Annotated in this window: 16 protein-coding genes; 14 read left to right on the top strand and 2 right to left on the bottom strand. The window is 66.9% G+C overall.

Features of this window, described 5'->3' with window-relative positions; translation table 11 throughout:
- The first annotated feature begins 38 nt into the window (after positions 1 to 38).
- The 3 genes from G3I77_RS03575 to G3I77_RS03565 all read left to right on the top strand — a co-directional run bounded on the left by G3I77_RS03575 (position 39) and on the right by G3I77_RS03565 (position 7,289).
- Positions 39 to 5,303, top strand: a complete 5,265-nt coding sequence (locus G3I77_RS03575; protein ID WP_248500995.1) for a class I SAM-dependent DNA methyltransferase — start codon at positions 39 to 41, stop codon at positions 5,301 to 5,303.
- Positions 5,304 to 5,376: 73 nt separating this feature from the next.
- Positions 5,377 to 6,615 carry an AAA family ATPase gene (locus tag G3I77_RS03570; protein ID WP_248500994.1) on the top strand — a complete coding sequence of 413 codons (1,239 nt, stop codon included), beginning with the start codon at positions 5,377 to 5,379 and terminating at the stop codon, positions 6,613 to 6,615.
- A gap of 38 nt (positions 6,616 to 6,653) precedes the next feature.
- A complete protein-coding gene (locus G3I77_RS03565; protein ID WP_248500993.1) occupies positions 6,654 to 7,289 on the top strand; it encodes a hypothetical protein in 636 nt (211 codons plus the stop codon).
- Between the two features lie 25 nt (positions 7,290 to 7,314).
- Here the strand turns inward: G3I77_RS03565 and G3I77_RS03560 are convergent, their stop codons facing one another.
- Both G3I77_RS03560 and G3I77_RS03555 read right to left on the bottom strand, forming a co-directional pair.
- Positions 7,315 to 7,509 (bottom strand): DUF397 domain-containing protein, encoded by a 195-nt coding sequence (locus tag G3I77_RS03560; protein WP_248500992.1) that lies wholly within the window; start codon positions 7,507 to 7,509, stop codon positions 7,315 to 7,317.
- Entirely contained in the window at positions 7,506 to 8,357 is an 852-nt protein-coding gene (locus tag G3I77_RS03555) for a helix-turn-helix domain-containing protein (protein ID WP_374385341.1), read from the bottom strand. Before G3I77_RS03555 ends, G3I77_RS03560 begins: the two co-directional genes overlap by 4 nt.
- Positions 8,358 to 8,742: 385 nt before the next feature.
- Here G3I77_RS03555 and G3I77_RS03550 point away from each other — a divergent pair, with 385 nt between their 5' ends.
- The 11 genes from G3I77_RS03550 (at position 8,743) to G3I77_RS03495 (ending at position 20,063) form a co-directional block, all read left to right on the top strand.
- Positions 8,743 to 9,147 carry a hypothetical protein gene (locus G3I77_RS03550; protein WP_374385269.1) on the top strand — a complete coding sequence of 135 codons (405 nt, stop codon included), beginning with the start codon at positions 8,743 to 8,745 and terminating at the stop codon, positions 9,145 to 9,147.
- Positions 9,148 to 9,155: 8 nt separating this feature from the next.
- Complete coding sequence (locus tag G3I77_RS03545) at positions 9,156 to 10,670, top strand: hypothetical protein (RefSeq protein ID WP_248500990.1); 1,515 nt, start codon at positions 9,156 to 9,158, stop codon at positions 10,668 to 10,670.
- Positions 10,667 to 11,383, top strand: coding sequence for a hypothetical protein (locus G3I77_RS03540; RefSeq protein ID WP_248500989.1), 717 nt, complete (start codon positions 10,667 to 10,669; stop codon positions 11,381 to 11,383). The genes G3I77_RS03545 and G3I77_RS03540 overlap by 4 nt, the downstream gene beginning before the upstream one ends.
- A gap of 129 nt (positions 11,384 to 11,512) precedes the next feature.
- Positions 11,513 to 11,815: a hypothetical protein gene (locus G3I77_RS03530; protein WP_248500988.1), complete on the top strand. Its 303-nt coding sequence runs from the start codon at positions 11,513 to 11,515 to the stop codon at positions 11,813 to 11,815.
- Positions 11,815 to 12,126: a hypothetical protein gene (locus G3I77_RS03525; protein ID WP_248500986.1), complete on the top strand. Its 312-nt coding sequence runs from the start codon at positions 11,815 to 11,817 to the stop codon at positions 12,124 to 12,126. Before G3I77_RS03530 ends, G3I77_RS03525 begins: the two co-directional genes overlap by 1 nt.
- Positions 12,127 to 12,349: 223 nt before the next feature.
- Positions 12,350 to 13,945 carry a hypothetical protein gene (locus G3I77_RS03520; RefSeq protein WP_248500985.1) on the top strand — a complete coding sequence of 532 codons (1,596 nt, stop codon included), beginning with the start codon at positions 12,350 to 12,352 and terminating at the stop codon, positions 13,943 to 13,945.
- A 268-nt stretch (positions 13,946 to 14,213) separates the two neighbouring features.
- The gene (locus G3I77_RS03515; RefSeq protein WP_248500984.1) at positions 14,214 to 14,636 is read left to right on the top strand and encodes a hypothetical protein; all 423 of its coding nucleotides are present in this window, start codon (positions 14,214 to 14,216) and stop codon (positions 14,634 to 14,636) included.
- Entirely contained in the window at positions 14,633 to 16,702 is a 2,070-nt protein-coding gene (locus G3I77_RS03510) for an Hsp70 family protein (RefSeq protein ID WP_248500983.1), read from the top strand. The genes G3I77_RS03515 and G3I77_RS03510 overlap by 4 nt, the downstream gene beginning before the upstream one ends.
- Positions 16,703 to 17,042: 340 nt before the next feature.
- Positions 17,043 to 17,579: a hypothetical protein gene (locus G3I77_RS03505; protein ID WP_248500982.1), complete on the top strand. Its 537-nt coding sequence runs from the start codon at positions 17,043 to 17,045 to the stop codon at positions 17,577 to 17,579.
- Positions 17,580 to 17,710: 131 nt separating this feature from the next.
- A complete protein-coding gene (locus G3I77_RS03500) occupies positions 17,711 to 18,937 on the top strand; it encodes a DUF262 domain-containing protein (protein ID WP_248500981.1) in 1,227 nt (408 codons plus the stop codon).
- Positions 18,930 to 20,063: a DUF3696 domain-containing protein gene (locus G3I77_RS03495; RefSeq protein ID WP_248500980.1), complete on the top strand. Its 1,134-nt coding sequence runs from the start codon at positions 18,930 to 18,932 to the stop codon at positions 20,061 to 20,063. The genes G3I77_RS03500 and G3I77_RS03495 overlap by 8 nt, the downstream gene beginning before the upstream one ends.
- The last annotated feature ends 63 nt before the right edge of the window (positions 20,064 to 20,126 follow it).

Genomic DNA, 20,126 nt, shown 5'->3' with positions numbered 1-20,126 from the left:
GGCTTCCCGACCTGTGATTCCCTGAGAAGAGACCGGACATGACGTACGACTCCCTGGTCAACCGAGGAGACTACTTCTCGGCGCACTACCTCGCCGAAGTGCTGCCCAAGGACCTCAAGTCGGGACTGCTGGCCACCTGGAAGCAGCGCGAGGACGAGGCAAGGGCAGAGGCCGAGCGGGCGGCCACGGCGGGAGCCGACGCGACGTCCGAAGCGGCCCCGGGGGAACCGGACGCCGACGCCCTGCCGGTCACCCCGCGCGCAGGCCTGCGTGAGCTGCGTCGCCGCTACTTCCGGGCCCGTTCCTCCTTCGCCCTCCCCGAGGACGAGGACGGTACGGCCGCCGCCCAGGACACCGAGGACGACTCGGCGACGTACGACTCCCCCGCCTGGTGCGAGCGGGTCCGCACCCTGAACGCGGAGGTGCTGCGCGCGCTCGGCTACGACGCCAAGCCGCGCACGATGACGGTCACGCGCGCCGACCAGCCGTACGAGGTGCGGGTGGCCCACGCCGAGAAGGGCCTGGTCGCGGTCGACTGCGGCTGGGCCGCCGAACCGGACGCCGCCCTCGACCCGGAGGGCCCCGGCCGCCTCCTGGAGCCGGTACCGCTGGACGGCCGGAACACCGTACCGACGGGCTCGAAGCTCGCCTCGTTCCTCTTCGCCTGCGAGGACGCGCCCCGCTACATGCTGCTGCTGGTCGGCGGGGTCGTCGTCCTCGCGGACCGGATGGTGTGGGGCGAGGGACGCTACCTCGCGGTCTCCCTGGACGCGGCCCTGCAACGCAACGACACCAAGGCGGGCGGCGAACTCGACACGATCGCCGCCCTGTTCGGCGCGGACTCGCTGCGCACCCCGGAGGAGGGCGGCGAGAACCCCCTCTCCGAGCTCGTCGACAAGTCCACCAAGCACGCGGTCGGCGTCTCCAGCGAACTGCGCGACGGTCTGCGCCTGAGCGTCGAGCTGATCGCGAGCGAGGTCCTGGCCCGGCTGCGCGACCAGGACGTACGCCCCGAGGACATCGGCGAACTGCCCGATCTCGGCAAGCAGTTGACCCGCGAGTCACTCCGCTACCTCTACCGCGTCCTGTTCCTCCTCTACGCGGAGGCCCGCCCCGAGCTGGGCATCCTGCCCGCCGACTATCCCGAGTACCAGCAGGGCTACGGCCTCGGCCGCCTCGGCGAACTGATCGCCGAACGCGACCTGGTCGACGAGAAGTCCCGTCAGGGCACATACCTGTACGAGTCCCTGGACCTGCTGTTCCGCAAGGTGCAGGAGGGCTACCGTTCCCGCCGCACGCACGGGCCCGCAGCCTTGGAGACGGACGGCGTCGAGGCGGACGCCAAGACCAGCGAGGACGTGGGCCTGCGCTTCGAGCCGCTGCGCTCCAAGCTGTTCGAGCCGGAGTCGATCCGGCTGATCGGCCTGGGCGCGATCCCGCACCCCCACGACGACTCCGACGACGCCGACGGGTACGACGAGGAGGACGCCGAGGCCGGCCTTGAGGGCTCAGGCCGACTCCTGGACACCCGGCTGCGGAACGCCACCCTCTACAAGGTGCTGCGCCTGCTGATGATCACCCGCGGCAAGAAGGGCGAACGCGGCGGCTTCATCTCGTACGCCCAGCTCGGCATCAACCAGCTCGGGGCCGTGTACGAGGGTCTGATGTCGTACAGCGGATTCATCGCGGCCGACAACGAGGATCTGTACGAGGTCGCCAAGGGCGGCGATCCGAAGGACGGCTCCTGGCTGATCCCGAAGTCGAAGATCGACGACTATCCGAGCAACGTGTTCGTGTACCGCCGCGACGAGGAGACCGGCGAGGACGTCCGCGTCACCTACGAACCCGGCTCGTTCGTCTACCGCCTCTCCGGCCGCGACCGCCAGACCTCCGCCTCGTACTACACCCCCGAGTCCCTCACCAAGGTCACGGTCCAACTGGCCCTCCAACACCGCCTGGACCAGGACGGTACGACGACCGAGGCGCGCGAGCTGCTCGACTGGAAGATCTGCGAGCCGGCGCTCGGCTCGGGCGCGTTCCTCAACGAGGCCATCAACCAGGTCGCGTCGGAGTACCTGCGCCGCCGCCAGGAGGAGCTGGGCACGCCGATCGACACGGAGAAGTACGCGATCGAGCTCCAGAAGGCCAAGGCGTACATCGCCCTGCACAACTCCTACGGCGTCGACCTCAACGAGACCGCCGTGGAGCTGGCTGAGGTGTCCCTGTGGCTCAACACCATGCACCCCGGCATGGAGGCCCCGTGGTTCGGCCTGCACCTGCGGCGCGGCAACTCGCTGATCGGCGGCCGGCGTGAGGTCTACCCGGCGGAGAAGCTGAAGAAGGCGGCCTGGCTCGGGACGACGCCGGAACGCTTCCCCCTGACGGACGCGGCGAACGGCCTCCCGGTGACGGTGACCGAGCGCACGACCCGGAGCGGTTCGGTGCAGCGCGTCACCGAGAACGCCGTCCACCACTTCCTCCTCCCCGCGAAGGAGTGGGGCGCGGTCGCGGCCGAGAAGGAGGCGAAGGCGCTCGCCCCGGAGGCGGCGCGCACGCTCGGCAACTGGCGCAAGATGATCACCCGGACGCCCACCGCCAAACAGTCGGAACGGCTTCAGGCCCTGGCCCGGCGGGTCGAGTTCCTGTGGGAGCTGGTCGTACGGCGCCTGGAGATCTCGGAGCGGGACATCTCGCGCCGGATCGACGTGTGGGGCGCGGAGGACGGCTGGCTGCGGTCACCGGAGGTCGCGGTGCAGCGGGAGAAGGTCGTCGCTGACCTGACCGCTCCCGACACCCCGTACTGGCGCCTCAAGACGCTGATGGACGCGTGGTGCGCGTTGTGGTTCTGGCCGGTGCAGGAGGCTGGGCTGCTGGACGGTACGGCGGCGGTGTATGAGCGGGGGGCTGAGGAACTTCCTTCGGGTGCGGTGGCGGAGGGGTTGCGGGCGGCGGACGAGTCCGGGGTCCTGATGTCCTGGGAGACGACCGACCTGTTCGGCGAGGTGACTGGTGAGGGCGAGCTGACGGCGGCCTCGGTGGAGCGCCGGCGGACGGGGCGCCGCAAGGAGGCCATCGGGGGTGCGCGCAAGCGGGCGGTGGTTCCGCTGGCGGGGCTGGACGACTGGCTGGAGTTCGCGGAGGCACTGATCGGCACGGAGGATGTGCCGGCGGACTCGCTGGTGGCGGAGTTCGGGACGCTGGCGGAGCTGGAGCCTTATGAGGATGCGCTGCCGGATCTGATGGGCATGGAGCATTTCCAGCAGTTGGAGTTGCGGTTTCCATGGGCTTCGGTGGCGGGGGATGTGGCGCGGGCGCAGGGGTTCTTCCACTGGGAGTTGGACTTTGCGCAGGTGTTTGCTAAGGGTGGGTATGACTTGCAAGTTGGGAATCCGCCTTGGGTTCGGCCTCGGTGGCAGGAGGATCTGGTCCTTGCGGAGCTAGAACCATGGTTTGTACTGGCAGAGAAGCCAGGCGTGACTGAGTGGCAACTCCAGAAAGAAGACGTATTGGGAGAGGCAAACGCCGTCAACTCTCAATATTTCCTGATGGAGCTAGCTGCCAACACTGGCGTGGTTGCAATGCTGGGAGACCCTGCAACGTACCCACTGCTCACAAGTACGCAGCCGGACCTATATCGGGCTTTCATGTGTCGAGCATGGGGAAATCTAGGCCCTAACGGGATCGCCGGACTAATTCACCCCGACACACACTTTGGCGGCACCAAAGAGGGGAAGCTCAGAGAAACAGCCTACGCCCACCTGCGCCTCCACAGTCAGTTCATGAACAAGATGAAGCTTTTTTCTGAGATTAGCGACAATGCCCTCTTTGGCCTACACATCTACGGGCGACGCCAGCCGACGTCTTTCGCTCACGTGAGCTGGCTTTTCGCAGCAGAGACCCTAGTCGACTCCCTTAAGCATAGCGGAGAGGGCCGGACTCCCGGCATACGACACATGGGCGCATGGGATCTCCGCCCTCACCGTACGCGAATTATTTCGGTAGATGATGAGCGATTGGATAGCTGGCGACGGCTCTCAACCGATACCGCCGCACCACTCACCCAAACGCCCCTTCTGCACCCGGTGACCACCTTGGAAGAGGGAGCAATCTACGCACTGAGCGTGGTTAGAGATCGGGCCGTTGACCAAAGGCCACGAATCAGCAGCGGATATCACGAAGCCAACGGCAAGAAGGACGGCTACATCCGCTGGGTGAACAGGGAAGTCGCCACCCTGGACGACGTTGTACTTCAGGGTCCACATTTCGGCGGCGCACTTCCCTTCGCTAAGGAACCCAAGATCCCCTGCCGAAGCAATAATGACTGGCTCCCCGTAAAACTGTCGGACCTCGAACCCAACTTCATCCCCAAAACAAACTACACGCGCGCGTGCGCATTGAGCAGATATCAGGAAGCTCAAGATATCTGGGACGGTCGACGCTACACAGAGCATTTTCGCCTCGCCTGGCGACGCATGATCCCATTCAATAGCGAACGCAGCCTATTCTCAGCCCTCATTCCACCTGGACCCGCACACGTCAATGCCGTCCATTCCATGGCATTGGACAATAATCGACTCACTGCCCTTAGTGCAGGATTCTGGGCTTCTCTGCCGCTGGACTACCTACTGCGCATTACCGGGCGGGCGGATCTTCAGGTTGGAGGAGCACCTGACATGCCCGCCCCCACCCCGAATCATCCTCTAGCGCACCCTCTTCTTCTCCGAACTTTGCGCCTGAACTGCTTGACCGGCGCCTATGCACCTATTTGGCGAGAACTCTTCCATGCCACCTGGCTTGGATACGAAAACTGGGCTGCGAAATGGCCCAACCTTTCGCCTATTTCGGAGCATCTCGTATCCAACTGGACAAGCGAGACGCCTCTCCGTACCGAATACGAGCGCCGCGCAGCCCTCGTCGAAATCGATGCCCTCGTGTCTGTATGGCTTGGCATCACTGCCGATCAGATCACTGCAATCTATAAAACTCGCTTTCCCGTCCTTGCGGAACGCGAAGCTGAAATGTACTTCGACGCAAATGGGCGTAAGGTCGCCCGCGATTCATACGCCTATGGCCACAGCCAAACCAAGGAGACCTACCCCGCCCTTCTAGCGCACCTCGTATCACCCGACACCACCCCACCCCCCGAGGGATACCAAGCCCCCTTCTACAAAGCAGACCGTGAGGCCGAGATGCGGGGTGCTCATGCACACTTCCAAGCGCGCTTGGACGCCGAGATTGCCGCAGGGCGATGGACTCCACCCGAAACCTGCGGACGGTGGGACGAGGCGCCGGTAGATGACTGACCGTCAGTGGCGCGTGCCGACGCCACACCCGCCGTACCCCACCCCGCCCCACGCCTCCCGATAGGTTCCGTCCATGCCAGGACAGTTGCTCGAACTGCACGTGGAGAACTTCCGCAGTCTGCGGGACGTGACCATCCCCTTAGGGCCCCTCACGGTCCTCGTCGGTGCGAACGGTGTCGGCAAGTCGAACGTCCTCAAGGTCTTCGAGCTACTCGCCGACATCATCCGAACCGACCTCGAACCCGCCCTCGAAACCCGAGGCGGGTTCGACGAGGTCGCCTTCTGGGGCGGCCCCAAACGGCCGACCACCCTTCGCATTCGACTCAAGGCGACCTGGACCACCCACTCCAGCCCCAATGCCCCCGACGAGTACGACCTCAAGGTCCGGCGCTACTCAGCACCGAGCAACCGGGACTACGGCCGCTACCGCCTCACCCGCAGCGAGAGCTTCCAGTTCAAGCGGACGCGGGGGCGAGGACGCCGTATCACCGTGTCGGGCGAGCGCGCCACCGTGGTCGACACCCGGCCGAGCAGCGGTCTTGAGGACAGCAGCGAGTTCGGCATCCAGCGACTCAGCAGCGGCCTCTCCACCCTTCCCCGCCTGACCAGCACGGAAGGCGGCACTGAGGTCGCGCGGGTTGCGCACCAGCTTTCCTCGTTCCGGGTGTTCGATGTGAACGTGGACGCGGCGCGCCAGCCGTCCCGGGTCAACTACGACGCCCTGTCGTCCAACGCAGACAACCTGGCCGCCTTCTTGTACGTACTCCACATGGGCGACCACACCGGGGACGAAGATCTTTGGGACCGGCTGGTGGACGACGCGCGTTCCGTGCTCCCCCAGTTGCTGGACATCGAGTTCGTCCAGGTCGGAGGCGGGGCCGACCGAATCACGGTCTTCCTTCGCGAACGTGGTCTGCGGCGTCCCACTCCCCTTGCCGACGCCAGCTATGGAACCGTCCGCCTCCTCGGCCTCCTGGCTCTGCTCTACGACCCCTCGCCCCCCGCCCTCACATGCATCGAGGAGATCGACCACGGTCTTCATCCGCAGGCACTGCGGCTGATCGTGGAGCGGTTGCGTGAGGCCAGCGCGCTCACTCAGTTCATTGTCGCCACCCACTCCCCCGCCCTCACGGATCGCCTTCTGCCCGAGGAAATCGTGATCTGTGAGCGCGACGACGACGGCGCCTCCCTCATCCCCGCCATCACCACGGGCGACGTACGCGCGATCGTCGAGGAGAGCGGAGACCTACCGCTCGGCGAACTCTGGTTCTCCGGCGTCCTCGGAGGCGACCTCACCGGGGAGGAGCTGTGAAAGCCAGAAACAAAGGGCCGCAGGGGCGCGGTGTCATCGTGCTCGCCAGCGAGGACTCCAACGACTGCCGGATCGTCGCCGAGATCATCAAGCAGCATCACCCGGACCTTGGCAACGCCCGGCTCGTCGAGATCAGCGACAAGACTCGCCTCAAGACGGCCACCGGCTCCGAACTCGCCGCCCGCATCCGCACGATCATCGGTAAAGCGAAGGGCCGGGCGCTCCGGGCGAAGGGCCCGCTGGTCGGGCTGGTGATCCACGAAGACTTGGACGGCTACACGGACGCCGCGTACACCCGTGTCCGTGCGAACGTCGCCGGAGCTCTCACCCGTGAAGGCCCCTGCAACTCGGCGTTGGCGCTGGCCGCTTGGGAGTCGGAAGCCTGGCTCTTACTCTTCCCGGACGCCTTCCCTGCCGTCCGACCCAACTGGAAGATTCCCGCGCAACTCCAAGGCCGCGACACAGGAACCATCAAGAGCCCCAAGGAAGAACTCAAGCGCAGGCTGGGTTCCCCGGCCTTCCGGGAGAGTGACGGGCCCAAGGTAGCCGAGGAGGCCCGGTCGCTAGGCCTACTAGCCTCGGGCCCGAACGGTACCAACCGCTCCTACAAGGACTTCGTCCACGAACTCGGCCAGTGGTCCGCAGCCTCCGTTCCAAGTCCCCGCCGCAGGTGAGCCGTTCAAAGCCGCAGGGTGATACTCAGGTGGTCTGGTCGACGGCGTACCCGACGAACACCTGCCAGGCATCCGGGCCAACAGCCAGTCCAGGACGGGCAGTGTCCTTGGAGTCCCGCACATGGACAGCCTGAGAACAGGTGGCTACCTCGACACACTGACCACCCTCACCGCTGCTGTAGGTGCTCTTGGCCCAGGTCAGTTCCGTCGCGCCCTTCATAGCTCCCCCAGCAGTCCCTCGATGAAAGCCATCGACTCTCGTGGAGTGAGAGCCTGAGCCCGGATAATCCCATACTGCGCCTCAAGCTCCCGAACGGGCGTCCGCTCGGTATAGAGGTGGCTACTTTTCTGAACCTCTGCGTATGCGATCCGCTGCCCCGCCCTGGTCTCGATCAGAGTGAAAGGACCTGCAAGTCCCGCATGGTCCTCCCGCTGCAACGGCATGACTTGGATCTCGACGTTGCGGTTCTGCCCGGTGAGCATGATCTGCTCAAGTTGGCTGCGATGAACCTCAGTACCGCCGATGGGGCGGCGCAGTACAGCCTCCTCGATGACGAAGCTCATCAACGGTGCGGGCCATCGGGAGAAGATCTCTTGCCTGAGCATCCGGGCGGCCACCCTCTGCTCGATCGTCTCCTCGTCCAAGAGCGGTCGGCGCATCGCGAATACGGCGCGCGCGTACTCCTCTGTCTGTAGAAGCCCATTGATCAAGTGTGTGTCGTAGACATGCAGCTCAACCGCCTCCGCCTCCAACCGAGCCGCATCCCGGAAGAACGCCGGGAACTGCGCCCGCGCAACCTCCTCCTTCATCTCCTGCAAGACCCCGCCCGCGTCAAGCAGTTCGTCCGCCACGTCAATGAACCGAGGCGGCGGCACCCGCCTCCCCTGCTCGAACGCCGCGATCGTGGACGCCGAGTACCCGGTCCGCGACCCGAACTCGGCCCGCTCCAACCCCGCCCGCAGCCGGAACCGCTTCAGCTGCCGACCGAACACTCGGAGGATGCCCGACCCCGGCTCGGGCGACCTCGAAGCCTCCGTCTCGCCCTCCGAGGCCATGTCCGCAGCCATGGTTTCGTCCGGCTGCTGTACCAGTTCGCTCACCCGCCCGCTCACCTCCACCGCCCGTACCCACTGACGGCCACGCTAGAAAGCACACGGTCACTACACCGCCAAACCTCGAAAGTTCACCCGCACAAGTGCTCATGCCGCCGAGAGAAGCACTTCGGCCTTGTGACGACCATGCCGTTCCCGGCAAACCCGGCCGAGGGGCCGAGTCGCGGTCGAGGTGAACTGCTGCTCACATGGAGGGGGTTGATAGATTTGCGTGAGCGACGGAAGGCAGCTATTACACGGCTCGCCTAAGCATGACTGGCGACGGGACGGGGGGACCGAATTGGCTTGGGAAGAGTGGGAGAGGGCCAAGGCTGCGGCGTCGGAGGGCCAGGCTGCGCGGATGCGGCTGAATCAGGCCGGGGCGGCAGGTGCCGGCGACTCGGATCTCGTGGTGCACCAGGACGACCTCGGGGCCGTCGGTCACGAGGCGTTCATCCTCCACGGCGAGCTGAAGAAGAAGGCCGACGTCGCCGGTACGGGCGTGGACAAGAACGGATCGGGGTCCACCATGCAGGCGGCCGCCGCGCTCAAGAGCCACAACCTCGGGCTCGGTGCGGAACTGGAGTCGACGGTCGAGATCTGGACCTCGCAGGTGAAGCACGTCCTCCAAGCCTGCGCGCACATCTCCAACCACCTCGACTACAGCAAGAAGCTGTATGCGCGGGAGGACGCCGGGATCGCCGCCGAGATCCGGGGCCGTACTGGACCGTTGCCCGTCTCAGCGCTGAACGACTACTTCAAGTAGGTCGCGCCATGGGAGATTTTTCGTACTCGGACCTCATGGCCCTGGACCTCACCAAGCTGGGCACGGCTGCGTCCGACTGGAGAACGATGGCCGGCGATCTGGCCAAGCTCACGACCGACGTACGGGACGGCTTGACGAAGAAGTCCGACGGCGCCCGTTGGAAGGGCGTCAACGCCGGCGTGACCAAGGACTTCGTGCGCAAAACGGCCAAGGAATTCACGGACCTCCAGACAGAGGCCGAGAGCATCGCCAACGTCCTCGGCGACGCCCACGCCGAGCTGACGCGGTACCAGAAGCAGGCGCAGAGCCTCACCGATTCGGCGCGCAAGGGCGACCCGGCCCACGAACCGCCGGACCCAGGCCTCCTCGTCTTCGACGGTCCGGGCGGCACGGTTCGCGTCTCGGAGGCGATGTGCACTCCCGAAGGCCCCGACCAGCGCACCAAGGACCGGATCCAGTGGTACGCGGACACTCTCACCGGAATCGTCCAGCACGCTGCCGAGGTCGACGCGGCGGCAGTACGCGCGCTGCGCAAGAGCCACGGCAACGACCCGCACAACGCGGGCCATGCTAAGTACACCTCCCTTGACGAGGAACAACTGCCGCGTGCGAAGGAACTGGCCGCGCTCGGCGGGGACGCGAGCCCGAAGCAGCGGGCCGAACTGGGACGCCTGTGGGAGTCCCTGAGCCCCGAGGCACGGGCACAGCTCTGGCTGGCGCAGAAGGACGACCTGCTGGCAGCAGGCATTCTCAGCCCCACCATGCCGCAGATCGCGGCGGACGCGGGCTCGGGAAAACACGGGTCCGAATCACCAGGCTTCGACGAGTGGGCCACCAAGCAGAAGATGGAGTTGCTGACGGAGGGCGCCGACTGGAAGGGCATGACGGACGCGTCCCGTCATATGGCCCACTACCTGGGAAACAGCGGCAGCGTCATGAACCTGCCCGTGGACAAGATGATGACGGACGTCCCCGCCTTCAGGACGTACGTCGACGACATCGTCCGGCTGAACCAGGACGACTGGCGCAAGCAGGCTCTCGCGGAGTTCGAGAAGAACGGAGGAAGACCGGTCGCCTTCCCGGTCGAGGCGAAGCAACCCGAGGGCTTCTACTTCACTCAGCAGGTTGATCCCAACTGGTTCTACGCGGTGGGCGGCGCCAATACCAACGTCACCGGCGTGGTGACGGCCGTTCCGGATGTGAATGGCAACCCCAAGATCAGCATCGACTACCAGGCAAACGTCTGGGACCGCTACAACTGGGACGAGGGCAAGGGCGTCAACGTCGGCCCGCTGGACATTCCCGACGGAGAGATGGCCAAGCTGCACCGGGTAGGCCTCGCCCAGGAGTTCGACATGACGGGCAGTAGCAGCGTCAAGAACTACGATCTCGGCTCCTCGGAGCCCAACGACGACCCGCTACCGGGTCCCGACGACAGCAGGGACGGACGCTTGAATCCCGGCCGAGAGCAACAGCAGGACCGTACGACCGGCAGGGCGGCGGAGAGGGCGGACGGCCGATGAACGACGTCGACGCGTACCGGGCACCCGAGGAAGGCGGCGGCAACGGCGGTCGTGGTGGCCGCCGCTTGTGGCTCATCGCAGGCGTGACCGCCGGCGTACTGGCCCTCTCGGGCGCCGTGACCACAGGGGCGTGGCTCCTCGCCGACCGGGGCGGTGACGGCGCCGACGACCGCGTGGCGGAACAGGCTGCGGACGCGAAGTGGGCCGAGGGAATCTCGTCGGAGTGGATGAGCGAGCAGATGGGCCTTGACGTCCCGGTCACAGCCCGGTCCCCACAGGCCGCGTACGAGGTCACCTCCCGTTTCGACACGGGCCTGCTCACCTTCACGCTGACGAGGTCCGAGGCGGAGACCTACCTGAAGGAGCATCCCGCGGAGGGCAAGTGGCTGGAGCCCTCGTCCGCGCAGGCCGACGTAACTCCCCATGACTTCGCCCACCTCGGGCTCCCGGAACCCGAGACGTTCAAGGACGGCATGCGCTACGGCTACGTCTGCCCCGACGCCGCCAAGGCCACCGAGGACCCCGGCACCTCCGGAACCCCCGACAACCCGTACGGCACGTCCGACGCGTACGACACGTCCGACAAGCGCTGCGTCCGTCTGTACGCACACGAGTACTCGCCGAAGCGCACCCGCATCTACCTCCGCGCCCACTTCGAACCTGGCATCAGCCCTCTTCCTGCGACCCCGTCCTCATCGGCATCGGCAGACTGAGGACCTCGTCGGTGACTGTCGCCGCGATCGTGGACGCCTGGTTCCCGGTCCGCGACCCGAAGTCAGCCCACTCCAGGTCTGTCCGCGGCCGAAACCGCTTCAGTTGCCGTCCGAACCATCGCCATCCAGGTGCGACGTGGCGCCGAGGTTCTCGGCTACGACCCCGAGCACCTCACCGATCAGCAGGGCGGCACAGTGGAAACAGCCTTGCAGGATCTTGCGCAGAACATCTTCATCGCTTCGGAGTACCTGGCCCAACTCAAGGCGGAGAGCGAGTTCGCCGATGTGCCGGCCGAGGAGATGACACCGGCCCAGTACCAGGAACTCGCCGCGCGTTACAACGGCGGGCCGTACTGGGAGACCGACGACGCCCAGGACTACGGGCGTGGGTGCGCGAACGATCTGGACGAGGCAAGGAACGCACTGCGCTGATGACCAGCCCTTCCCACGTGGACGACGACCGCGGCTGCCTCCGTGTGGTCCTCGCTGTACCCCTCACCCTGCTCACCCTCATCGCCGCGTACTTCTGCTGGACGGCACTGACCATCACGCCGTCCGGCACCTGGGACGACGACGCGTACGCCGGAATCGTTCTGTCGTGCGTCCTCACCATCGCTGCCGCCGGGGCCGCAGCGGCGCTGTGGCTGGTGCCTTCGGTGCGGAGGGCCATGCCGTGGTGGTGGATATTGCCGGCTCTGCTGTTGGGCGTGGTCGCAGGAGCGCGGTGGGCCGTGGGCGGATAGGCCAACCGCCCACCGTCGCACGCCACATCCGCCATGCCTTGCGAGGCCCATCGCGCATGGTCACGAAACGTACGAGGCCATACGGATTGTCAGATCCCGCGGATACCCTGTCGGGGTGTACGACATGACGGATCCGGTCGCCGCTCGTCAGGCAGCGAAAGCCGCTGAACAAGAGCGCCTGAAACGTGCGCGTGAACGCCGGGAGAGCCAGGGCTCCTCAAGCGTGAGCGGTTTCGTTCAGCGCAAGTGGCGTTGGCTCGGCGTCGGGGGCGGTGAAGCGGTCGAAGCCGTGCTGGCCATGCTCACGGAGGCAGCGGCAGCCACCGGAATGCCTGAAGCTGAGCGGGCGGTCCTCGCGCAAGCCCTCGAAGGTGATCCGGACCGTGAGAGCCTGCTACCCGCGGTGCGCGCGGGGTTGAATCTCCTTCCACCGGAGTCGGTGCTCGGCCATCTGCGGAACCTCTGGGCGACCGGTGTGCGATGGCTCAACGAGGCAGGCCTGGAGCGGTGCAGAGTGCTGTGTTCGACGGCGCCCAGCCTGGACCTGATCAGCAAACGTGCCCACGCGGTCTCAGGCGGCCCCGCCTTCAGCCTCTTCGCGACCGCGGCCACTCGCGGCGCAATTCCCGTGCCGAACCGCTTTCTCGACGAACTTCTCGCATGGGCGCCCCTGTCCGTCATCGACGATCTGATCGACCACGGCGGCCTCATGCCCGAGGACGCACCCTGGACGAGACGGGACGAGCGGGAGGGCTTGTATCTGCGGGCCCGTCTCGCCCCCACAACGGTCACCGGTGAGCAGGCCGAGCGCCTCACATGGCAGGCGTACCAGCGTCGGCAGTCCTTCCTCCTCGGCGAGACGCTCGTCCGAGAGGAACCGGACGATGTGTGGGACCTGCTGTACGACGTCGTCATCGAAGGCGACGTGACGGCCATGGACGCACTCGACATGGCTCTGCCCCGGCCTCAGCAGATCGAGTTTCGCGACCTCAAGTCGGGTGCGTTGTCCGGGCAGTGGCCGCCGAGCATGACCGACGACCGAGGACTTTGGCTGCTCATGGCCACCCTGTGGCGCCCAGGCAACCTTGTCGACGCCGGACGGAGTCCGTTCTACGCCCTCGTCGCCCTGAACCGTGCCTACGACCTCGTGAAGTTTGGTGACCTGGAAGCGGCGGCCCAGCAGGCTCGCTCCCTCACCCGTGACAGCGTGAGCAACCGCAAGGTTCCCGCGGACCTGGTACTGGAGGCCAACGTCCTCGCGGCGTACGTGGCCGTGGCACAGAGCGAGCAGCTCGATTCCCCCGCGGGACGGGACAAGCTTCTCGACTCCGCCGAGGAGTACGCCGGCAAGGCCGCCACGCAGGGAGGGGTCGTCGCCGAACGCAACCTCCGGCTCCTTCGCGGCTGGAGGGCGACGAGAAGGAACGACCGCGGTCGGTTCAGCAATCCCTTCCTCGACATCGGCCTCGATCACGGAGCCGACGGGTGGGAGGAACGCTGCCGGGAGATATTCCGGGAGCGCGAGGGCGACGCCAGGGGCCAGTCGGAACTGAACATGGCCGAGGAACGCATCCGAGGCGCGCTGCGCGGAGAGGCGGGCTGGGACGTCATCTACCAGCTGCCGCTCGACCGGTCGCGATACGACATGCCCTCTCAGGTGCCGAAGCATCTGGTGCCTCCGGTGGAGGCCCTGCCACGCCGGACCGCGGTGACGAGTGGCGGCGAGCTGGAGGCCATCCGCGCCCGGGCCGCCGTAGAACTCCTCGACGACTTCCGGACCACCGCGCCGCGCCTCGACCGCCACAGCTCCGCACGATGACCGCTTCGGCGCCGTCGTCCTGACCCACCGTCCGAGCCGAACGAAGTAGAGCAGCCTGATGCCTCCCAAGAAGAAGATTCCCAAGAGAGAGCGACCACACCGCCCGTGCCCCGCGTGCGGCCAGACGCAACCCGGGGCACAGGGCGCGCCGTCACCACACAAACCCGGAGGTCTGAAGCGCCGCCGGGGGCAGCACACGGATGCCCCGGTCAAGCCCACGGAGGCCCGTGCCGTCGAGGCTCCCCCTCGTCCCGATCCGATCGACGCGATGACGGTCATCAAAGGGGTGGCGGCCCGCGTACCGGAGGCACTGGAGGCTGCCGGGGCCGAAGCAGCGCCCCCGGCCGGCGCGCTCACCGCGGCGGTGCGCAGGGCGGTGCTCGACGAGTTCCGCACGCGCGCCCAGTTCGCCGGACGTCTCGCCGAGATCGACGCGCTGCTGTGGTCCCGGGCGGGAGACAGCCGCGAGACCGTCGAGGGCGCGATGACGGCGCACCTGCGGGAACTGCGGCTGCTGCGGGTTACGGAGCCGGAGGAGAGCGACCGGTTCGTGGTGACCGAGGGCGAGGGAGACGCCTTCGAGTTGCTGAGTCCGGCATACGTCGACGAGTTGACAGGGAAGGTCATTCTCGCGGGGCAACTCCGGCGCATCGCCGGGCCCGCGGGCATGAAGGCGGGGGAGGAAGCATGACGGCAGCCGGAATCGACTTCGGGACCACCAACTCGGTCGCCGCCCAGTGGAACGGCGAGTACGTCGAGTTGCTGGAGATCGGCGGGCAGGGCCTGGACGCGAACTGGAGGCGCGAGGGGTTCGAGCTGCTCTACCCGTCGGTCGTCGGCACGAGTTCCCTGCGGCCGGGCACCCTGTTCGGCTGGGAGGCGAAACTCCGTTCCGAGCAGGCCGTCGAGGCGTGCAAGCGGATGCTGCGCGAGGAGCCGTTCGTCAAGCTGGGCGGTGAACGCTTCGCCGCGACCACCGCCGCCGCCGGCGTCTTCCACGCCATCGCGGGGGCGGCGGAGGAGGAGGCCGCCACCGAGATCCGCGAGGCCGTCATCACCGTGCCCGCCAACGCGACCGGCGCGGCCCGGTTCCGGACCCGTGAGGCCGCCCGTGCCGCGGGCATCACGGTCCGTACCCTGCTGAACGAGCCGACGGCGGCGGCGATCGCGTACGCGCACGAGATGGAGATCGACGGCGAGTTTCTGGTCTTCGACTGGGGTGGCGGCACGATGGACGCCACCCTCCTCCTTCACGATGACGGGTTCTTCGACGAGAAGGCGAGCCGGGGCGTCAACCGCCTCGGCGGCCTGGAGATCGACGCCCGACTGCGCCGCATGGTCCTCGACCAGGCGCCTGCCCGCGGGCGCTGGAGCGACTCCGAGAAGCGGATGTTCGCCCTGGAGATCGAGCGGGCCAAAATCCTCCTCTCCCACCAGGAATCGGTCCGCATCCAAACGCCCGACGACGTCACCGTCGAGATCGGGCAGGACGAGTTCTCCGAGGCCATCCAGGACCTCATCAACCGGGCCCTCGACCCGGTTGAGGAATGCCTGGAGCAGGCTCGGATCGACCCGCAGGACCTCACCGCGGTACTGATGATCGGCGGCAGCAGCCAGATCCCGGCAGTGCGCGCCGCGGTCTCGGAGGCACTCGACTGCGAACTCGTGGACACCTCCCTGTGCGACCCGATGACCGCGGTCGCCGAGGGAGCGGCGATCAGCGCCGCCGCCATCGACGGCGAGCTGAAGAGCATCATCCGGGTGGTCAACACGCACGCCCTGGGCACGATCACCAAGGACCGTGGGGGCAGGCGGAAGTTCAGCGCCCTCATCGACCGTAACCAGCGCCTTCCGCAGCGGCGCGTGAAGTCGTACGAGCCGACGAAGGACAACGTCTCCCAGCTCAACGTCGAGGTCTGGGAAGGAGACCCGGACCGCGAGGTCAGCCACCCGGACAACGTCAAACTGACCGACCTCGTTCTGACCTACCCCCGACGCTGCACGGCCGAGGACGGTGTCTTCGACCTGGAGTACACCTACAGCAAGGAAGGCCTGCTGACCGTCCGGGCGACCCTCCAGAAGACCGGCGAGGTCGTCCTCGACGGCGAGGTGAAGGTGTTCGGGGACGGGAACGTCCTGCCGGAGGTGAAGAAGGAGCTCGACCGGCTGCTCGCCCTGGCGCCGGCCGCCCGGCCCGCGGCCACCCCGACCCATCCTCCGCAGGTCCGGCCCCAGGGCCAGGGCAACGGGGCGCCCAAACCCGCCCCGCCTCGCTCCGCGCCCCGGTCGGCCGACGCGAACACGGCCGCGCCGCCGCTCGTGATCGACGGATCCAACCTCGCCTGGAACGGACGCCCGCCGCGTGCTGCGGGCGGGAAGCCGAGCTTCGCGGCACTACAGGCGGCTGTCCGGTCGCTGCGGTTCAAGCACCCCGATTGCGACATCCATGTGGTGGTCGACGCCACCCTGCGCCACGACGTGTCCGCCGAGGAGAGGCCCCTCGTGGAGGCAGCCATCGCCGACGGCACCGTCGTACAGCCTCCGGCCGGGACCGAGGGGCGGGGCGACGCACTGGTGATCAGCATCGCCGAGGAGGTCAGCGGAGTCATCGTCTCGAACGACAACTTCGCGCCCTTCCAGAAGGCGAATCCGTGGCTGCGGGTCGCTGGACGGGTCATGGGGGCGACTCACTCACAGGGTGTGTGGGTGTTCAACCGACGCGTACCCAATCCGGCGCCGCCTGCCCAGCGAAGGTGACGCGCTGGGGGCGGATCCGTACGGACGAGAACACGCTGAGGCAGTCAGAGACATGGAAACCCGCGCCCTGGCGCCGACGTGCGCAATCGTCCTCCGGGGCGGCCGGACAGCGATGGGGGGGCCGCCAGTGGAGAGCGTGAGGTTGTCGGTCGTCTCGGTGGTCGCGGTGGTCGCGTTGCTTCTCGCCACCGGCTGCTCGGCTCGGCCGAGCACCGGTCAGGCGGAGAGCGACGTCTGTCCGCCCGTCGCGTCCGACGTCTCAGCCATTCCCACGCGCGCATCCGGGCCCGTACGTCAGGTCGAGTTGGGGGACGTGCGGTGCTCGGACGCGGACTCGGACATGAGCGCGGTGGACATTACGGTGAAGAACACCGGCACGGGCGAAGCCAACTACGACGTCACCGTCGAGTTCATCGACTCCGAGCAGCGCTCGCTCGCCACTGAGCACACCTACTTCGGCCACGTGAGCGCCTCGGCGACCATGTCGAGGACGGCCTACGCCGTACGGCCGGCCGATGGCCGCGGGCTGGCCGTCCGCCTCGTCGATGTGAAGCGTGAGGTCGTTCCGACGATAGCCCCGGCAAGTGCTCTGGATACGGCGGTGGACCTCTTCGTGGAACAGGGCCTCGTACCCGCCGGCACTCCGTACGGGGATTGCCCGGACGCCGCACCTCAGGCCTATTGGCTCGGTGACCGAGGAAACTGCTGGACCGCCGTCAACACCCTGCCACCACTGCCCGCCACGTCAACGCCGCCGCCCACCCTCACAGTTCCGACGCCCACGCCCGCGCTCCCCGGAACCGTGTGCCGCGACGGCTGGGTCTCCGGATCCACCGGCCGCGGCACCTGTTCCCACCATGGCGGCACCCGCCGCTGAGTCCGGCCGGGGACTGCCCCAACAGCGCGGCTTCTTCCGGGCGGAACGCAGGGCGCTGACCGTAGTCGATCAGCTACTGTACGGACACGTTCGATTCATCGGCGGTATATACGTATGCGGAGGGGCACATCTTGGTCGGCAGCGCTCCCGTGCCGGAGCCGAAACAGTCGTCACCGGGCCCCGCGTCCGCTGCGTCCTCGACGCAGCGGAACGACGAACCACTCGTCGAGCTGACCGACACCGGGCTCAGCGCCGGCATCGAAGCGGAGGATCTCGGTCCGAGCCACCGGGCGCCGTTCGACCCGGAGCTGATCGACGTCTATCCGCGCGCGACGACGATCGACCTGATGCTTCAGCGCCTCAAACGCGGGCTCATCGATCTGCAACCCGACTTCCAGCGGCGCTCCGGCATCTGGAACGAGACGGCCCAGAGCAGACTGATCGAGTCCCTCCTCCTGCGCATTGCGCTGCCCACGATCTACGTGGCGGAGGAGGCCGACGACTCCTGGACCGTTGTGGACGGGGTGCAGCGGCTCACCACCATCGTCCGGTTCGTCAAACCTGAGGCCGCCGGGCTGGAACCGCTTGTGCTCGGAAACTTGGAGTACCTCGACTACAACGGCAAGACGTTCGAGGACCTGCCGGGGCGCATGCAGACCCGCATTCTGGAGACCGAGCTGTCCTTGCTGCTCATCCGGAAGGGCACGCCCGAAGAGGCCCGGTTCAACATCTTCACGCGGATCAACACCGGAGGGCTGCCCCTCTCGCAGCAGGAGCTGCGGCACGCGCTCATTCCCGGTCAGGCGCGAGATCTCCTGGCCCGGCTCGCCGAGAGCCCCTTCTTCCTCACCGCGACCGCAGGCAGCGTCTCCCCCAGCCGCATGGCGGAGCGTGAACTGTGCCTGCGTTTTCTCGCGTTCTGGCTCACTCCACCAGGGCGATACGTCACCCAGGACTTCGACGGCTTCCTACGTGCGGCGATGCACCACATCAACAGGCTGACTCCCGCGGAGATGGAGGACCTGGAAGCCCGCTTCTGCCTCGCCATGCTCGACAGCGAGCGGGTCTTCGGCGACCAGGCGTTCCGCAAGCAGTTCGACACATCGGTACGGCGTTATCCGATCAACAAGGCACTCTTCGAGGTGCAGGCCGTGACCCTGGCCCAGTGCACACCGGAGGAAACCAAGGTGCTGTCCGAACGCGCGGACACCGTCGCGGTGAAGTTCCAGCGGCTGATGGAGGATCCGGCGTTCTACGACGCCATCTCCTCGGGCACTGGCGACGCCAACAAGGTCAACTACCGCTTCCAGTCCATGAAGGACCTGTTCCGCGAGGTGTTGGAGTCCACGAATGCTTGAGTCGCTCACTCTCACCAACTTCAAGGCGTTCGCCCACCAGGAACTCCGTCTGGCCCCCTTCACCCTGCTCACCGGGCTCAACTCCTCCGGCAAGAGTTCCGTACTCCAGTCCCTTGCACTGCTGCGGCAGTCGTACGAGTCGGGTGACCTTGCCCCGGTCGGCGGCGGCGAGGCCGGGCTGCTGCTCAACGAGGAGCTGGTGCAGCTCGGCATCGGACAGGACGTACGGCACGAGGCATACGACGAGACCGGTCCGCACATCTCGCTCGCGGTGCGCGGTGACGGAGCTTCCATCCGATGGAGCGCCCTCTACGAGCGGGAAGCCGACCATCTGAAGCTGCTGTCGGACACGGACGAGGACAGAGACAGCAAGGACCTTGCCGGTCTGATGCCGACCCTGTTCGGGCCGGGCTTCCAGTACCTGAAGGCCGACCGTGTCTCACCCCAGGTCAGCTATCCACGCTCGCACCACGCCGTGACCACGCGCGGGTTCCTCGGCGCGCATGGTGAGCACACCGTGAACTATCTGCGCGCTCACCAGGACGATCCCGTCGAGGCGTCAGCGCTCCTCGTCCCGGACGCGGCGTCCGTCACGCTCCTCGGCCAGACGGAAGCCTGGATGCAGAAACTGTGCCCCGGGGTGAGCCTGGAGGCGGCCGGCATCGACGGCACCGACTCCGTCCGGCTCAGCTACCGCTTCGGATCGGGTGTCTCCCAGTCAAACCGGTACCGCCCTACCAACGTCGGCTTCGGACTCACGTACGTCCTGCCGATCGTCGTGGCCTGCCTGTCGGCCAAGCCGGGGACACTGATCCTGCTGGAGAACCCGGAGGCGCACCTGCACCCGCAGGGCCAGACCTGGATGGCGTACCTGGCGAGCGCTGCGGCGGCCGGCGGGGCGCAGATCGTGATGGAGACGCACAGCGATCACGTACTCAACGGACTGCGGCTCCGCGTCAAGCAGGGGCTGCTGAGCGCGGACGCGACCGCCGTGCATTACTTCCGTCGCAAGGATCAGACCTCGGAGGTCGTCAGCCCGGTGATCGGGCCGGACGGCCGGCTCTCCGAATGGCCCGAGGGTTTCTTCGACGAGTGGGAGAACTCCCTCGATCAGCTGCTCGACTGAGCAGGCACACAGAGCCATTGAAGCGCCCCGGGGGGTCGGGGCCATCGGCGGGAACGAGAATGG

It is taken from the genome of Streptomyces sp. D2-8, assembly GCF_023184515.1.
In the GTDB taxonomy this organism is placed as follows: domain Bacteria; phylum Actinomycetota; class Actinomycetes; order Streptomycetales; family Streptomycetaceae; genus Streptomyces.
The sequence above is the reverse complement of the archived record's forward strand: the minus strand, read 5'-3'. Positions and strand labels throughout refer to the sequence as shown.

Bases quoted from the DNA above. Each gene is read 5' to 3' on its own strand.
- G3I77_RS03575 (WP_248500995.1), top strand. From the start codon at position 39: ATGACGTACGACTCCCTGGTCAACCGAGGAGACTACTTCTCGGCGCAC.
- G3I77_RS03570 (WP_248500994.1), top strand. From the start codon at position 5,377: ATGCCAGGACAGTTGCTCGAACTGCACGTGGAGAACTTCCGCAGTCTG.
- G3I77_RS03560 (WP_248500992.1), bottom strand. From the start codon at position 7,509: ATGAAGGGCGCGACGGAACTGACCTGGGCCAAGAGCACCTACAGCAGC.
- G3I77_RS03555 (WP_374385341.1), bottom strand. From the start codon at position 8,357: ATGGCTGCGGACATGGCCTCGGAGGGCGAGACGGAGGCTTCGAGGTCG.
- G3I77_RS03550 (WP_374385269.1), top strand. From the start codon at position 8,743: ATGCGGCTGAATCAGGCCGGGGCGGCAGGTGCCGGCGACTCGGATCTC.
- G3I77_RS03545 (WP_248500990.1), top strand. From the start codon at position 9,156: ATGGGAGATTTTTCGTACTCGGACCTCATGGCCCTGGACCTCACCAAG.
- G3I77_RS03540 (WP_248500989.1), top strand. From the start codon at position 10,667: ATGAACGACGTCGACGCGTACCGGGCACCCGAGGAAGGCGGCGGCAAC.
- G3I77_RS03525 (WP_248500986.1), top strand. From the start codon at position 11,815: ATGACCAGCCCTTCCCACGTGGACGACGACCGCGGCTGCCTCCGTGTG.
- G3I77_RS03515 (WP_248500984.1), top strand. From the start codon at position 14,214: ATGACGGTCATCAAAGGGGTGGCGGCCCGCGTACCGGAGGCACTGGAG.
- G3I77_RS03510 (WP_248500983.1), top strand. From the start codon at position 14,633: ATGACGGCAGCCGGAATCGACTTCGGGACCACCAACTCGGTCGCCGCC.
- G3I77_RS03505 (WP_248500982.1), top strand. From the start codon at position 17,043: ATGAGCGCGGTGGACATTACGGTGAAGAACACCGGCACGGGCGAAGCC.
- G3I77_RS03495 (WP_248500980.1), top strand. From the start codon at position 18,930: ATGCTTGAGTCGCTCACTCTCACCAACTTCAAGGCGTTCGCCCACCAG.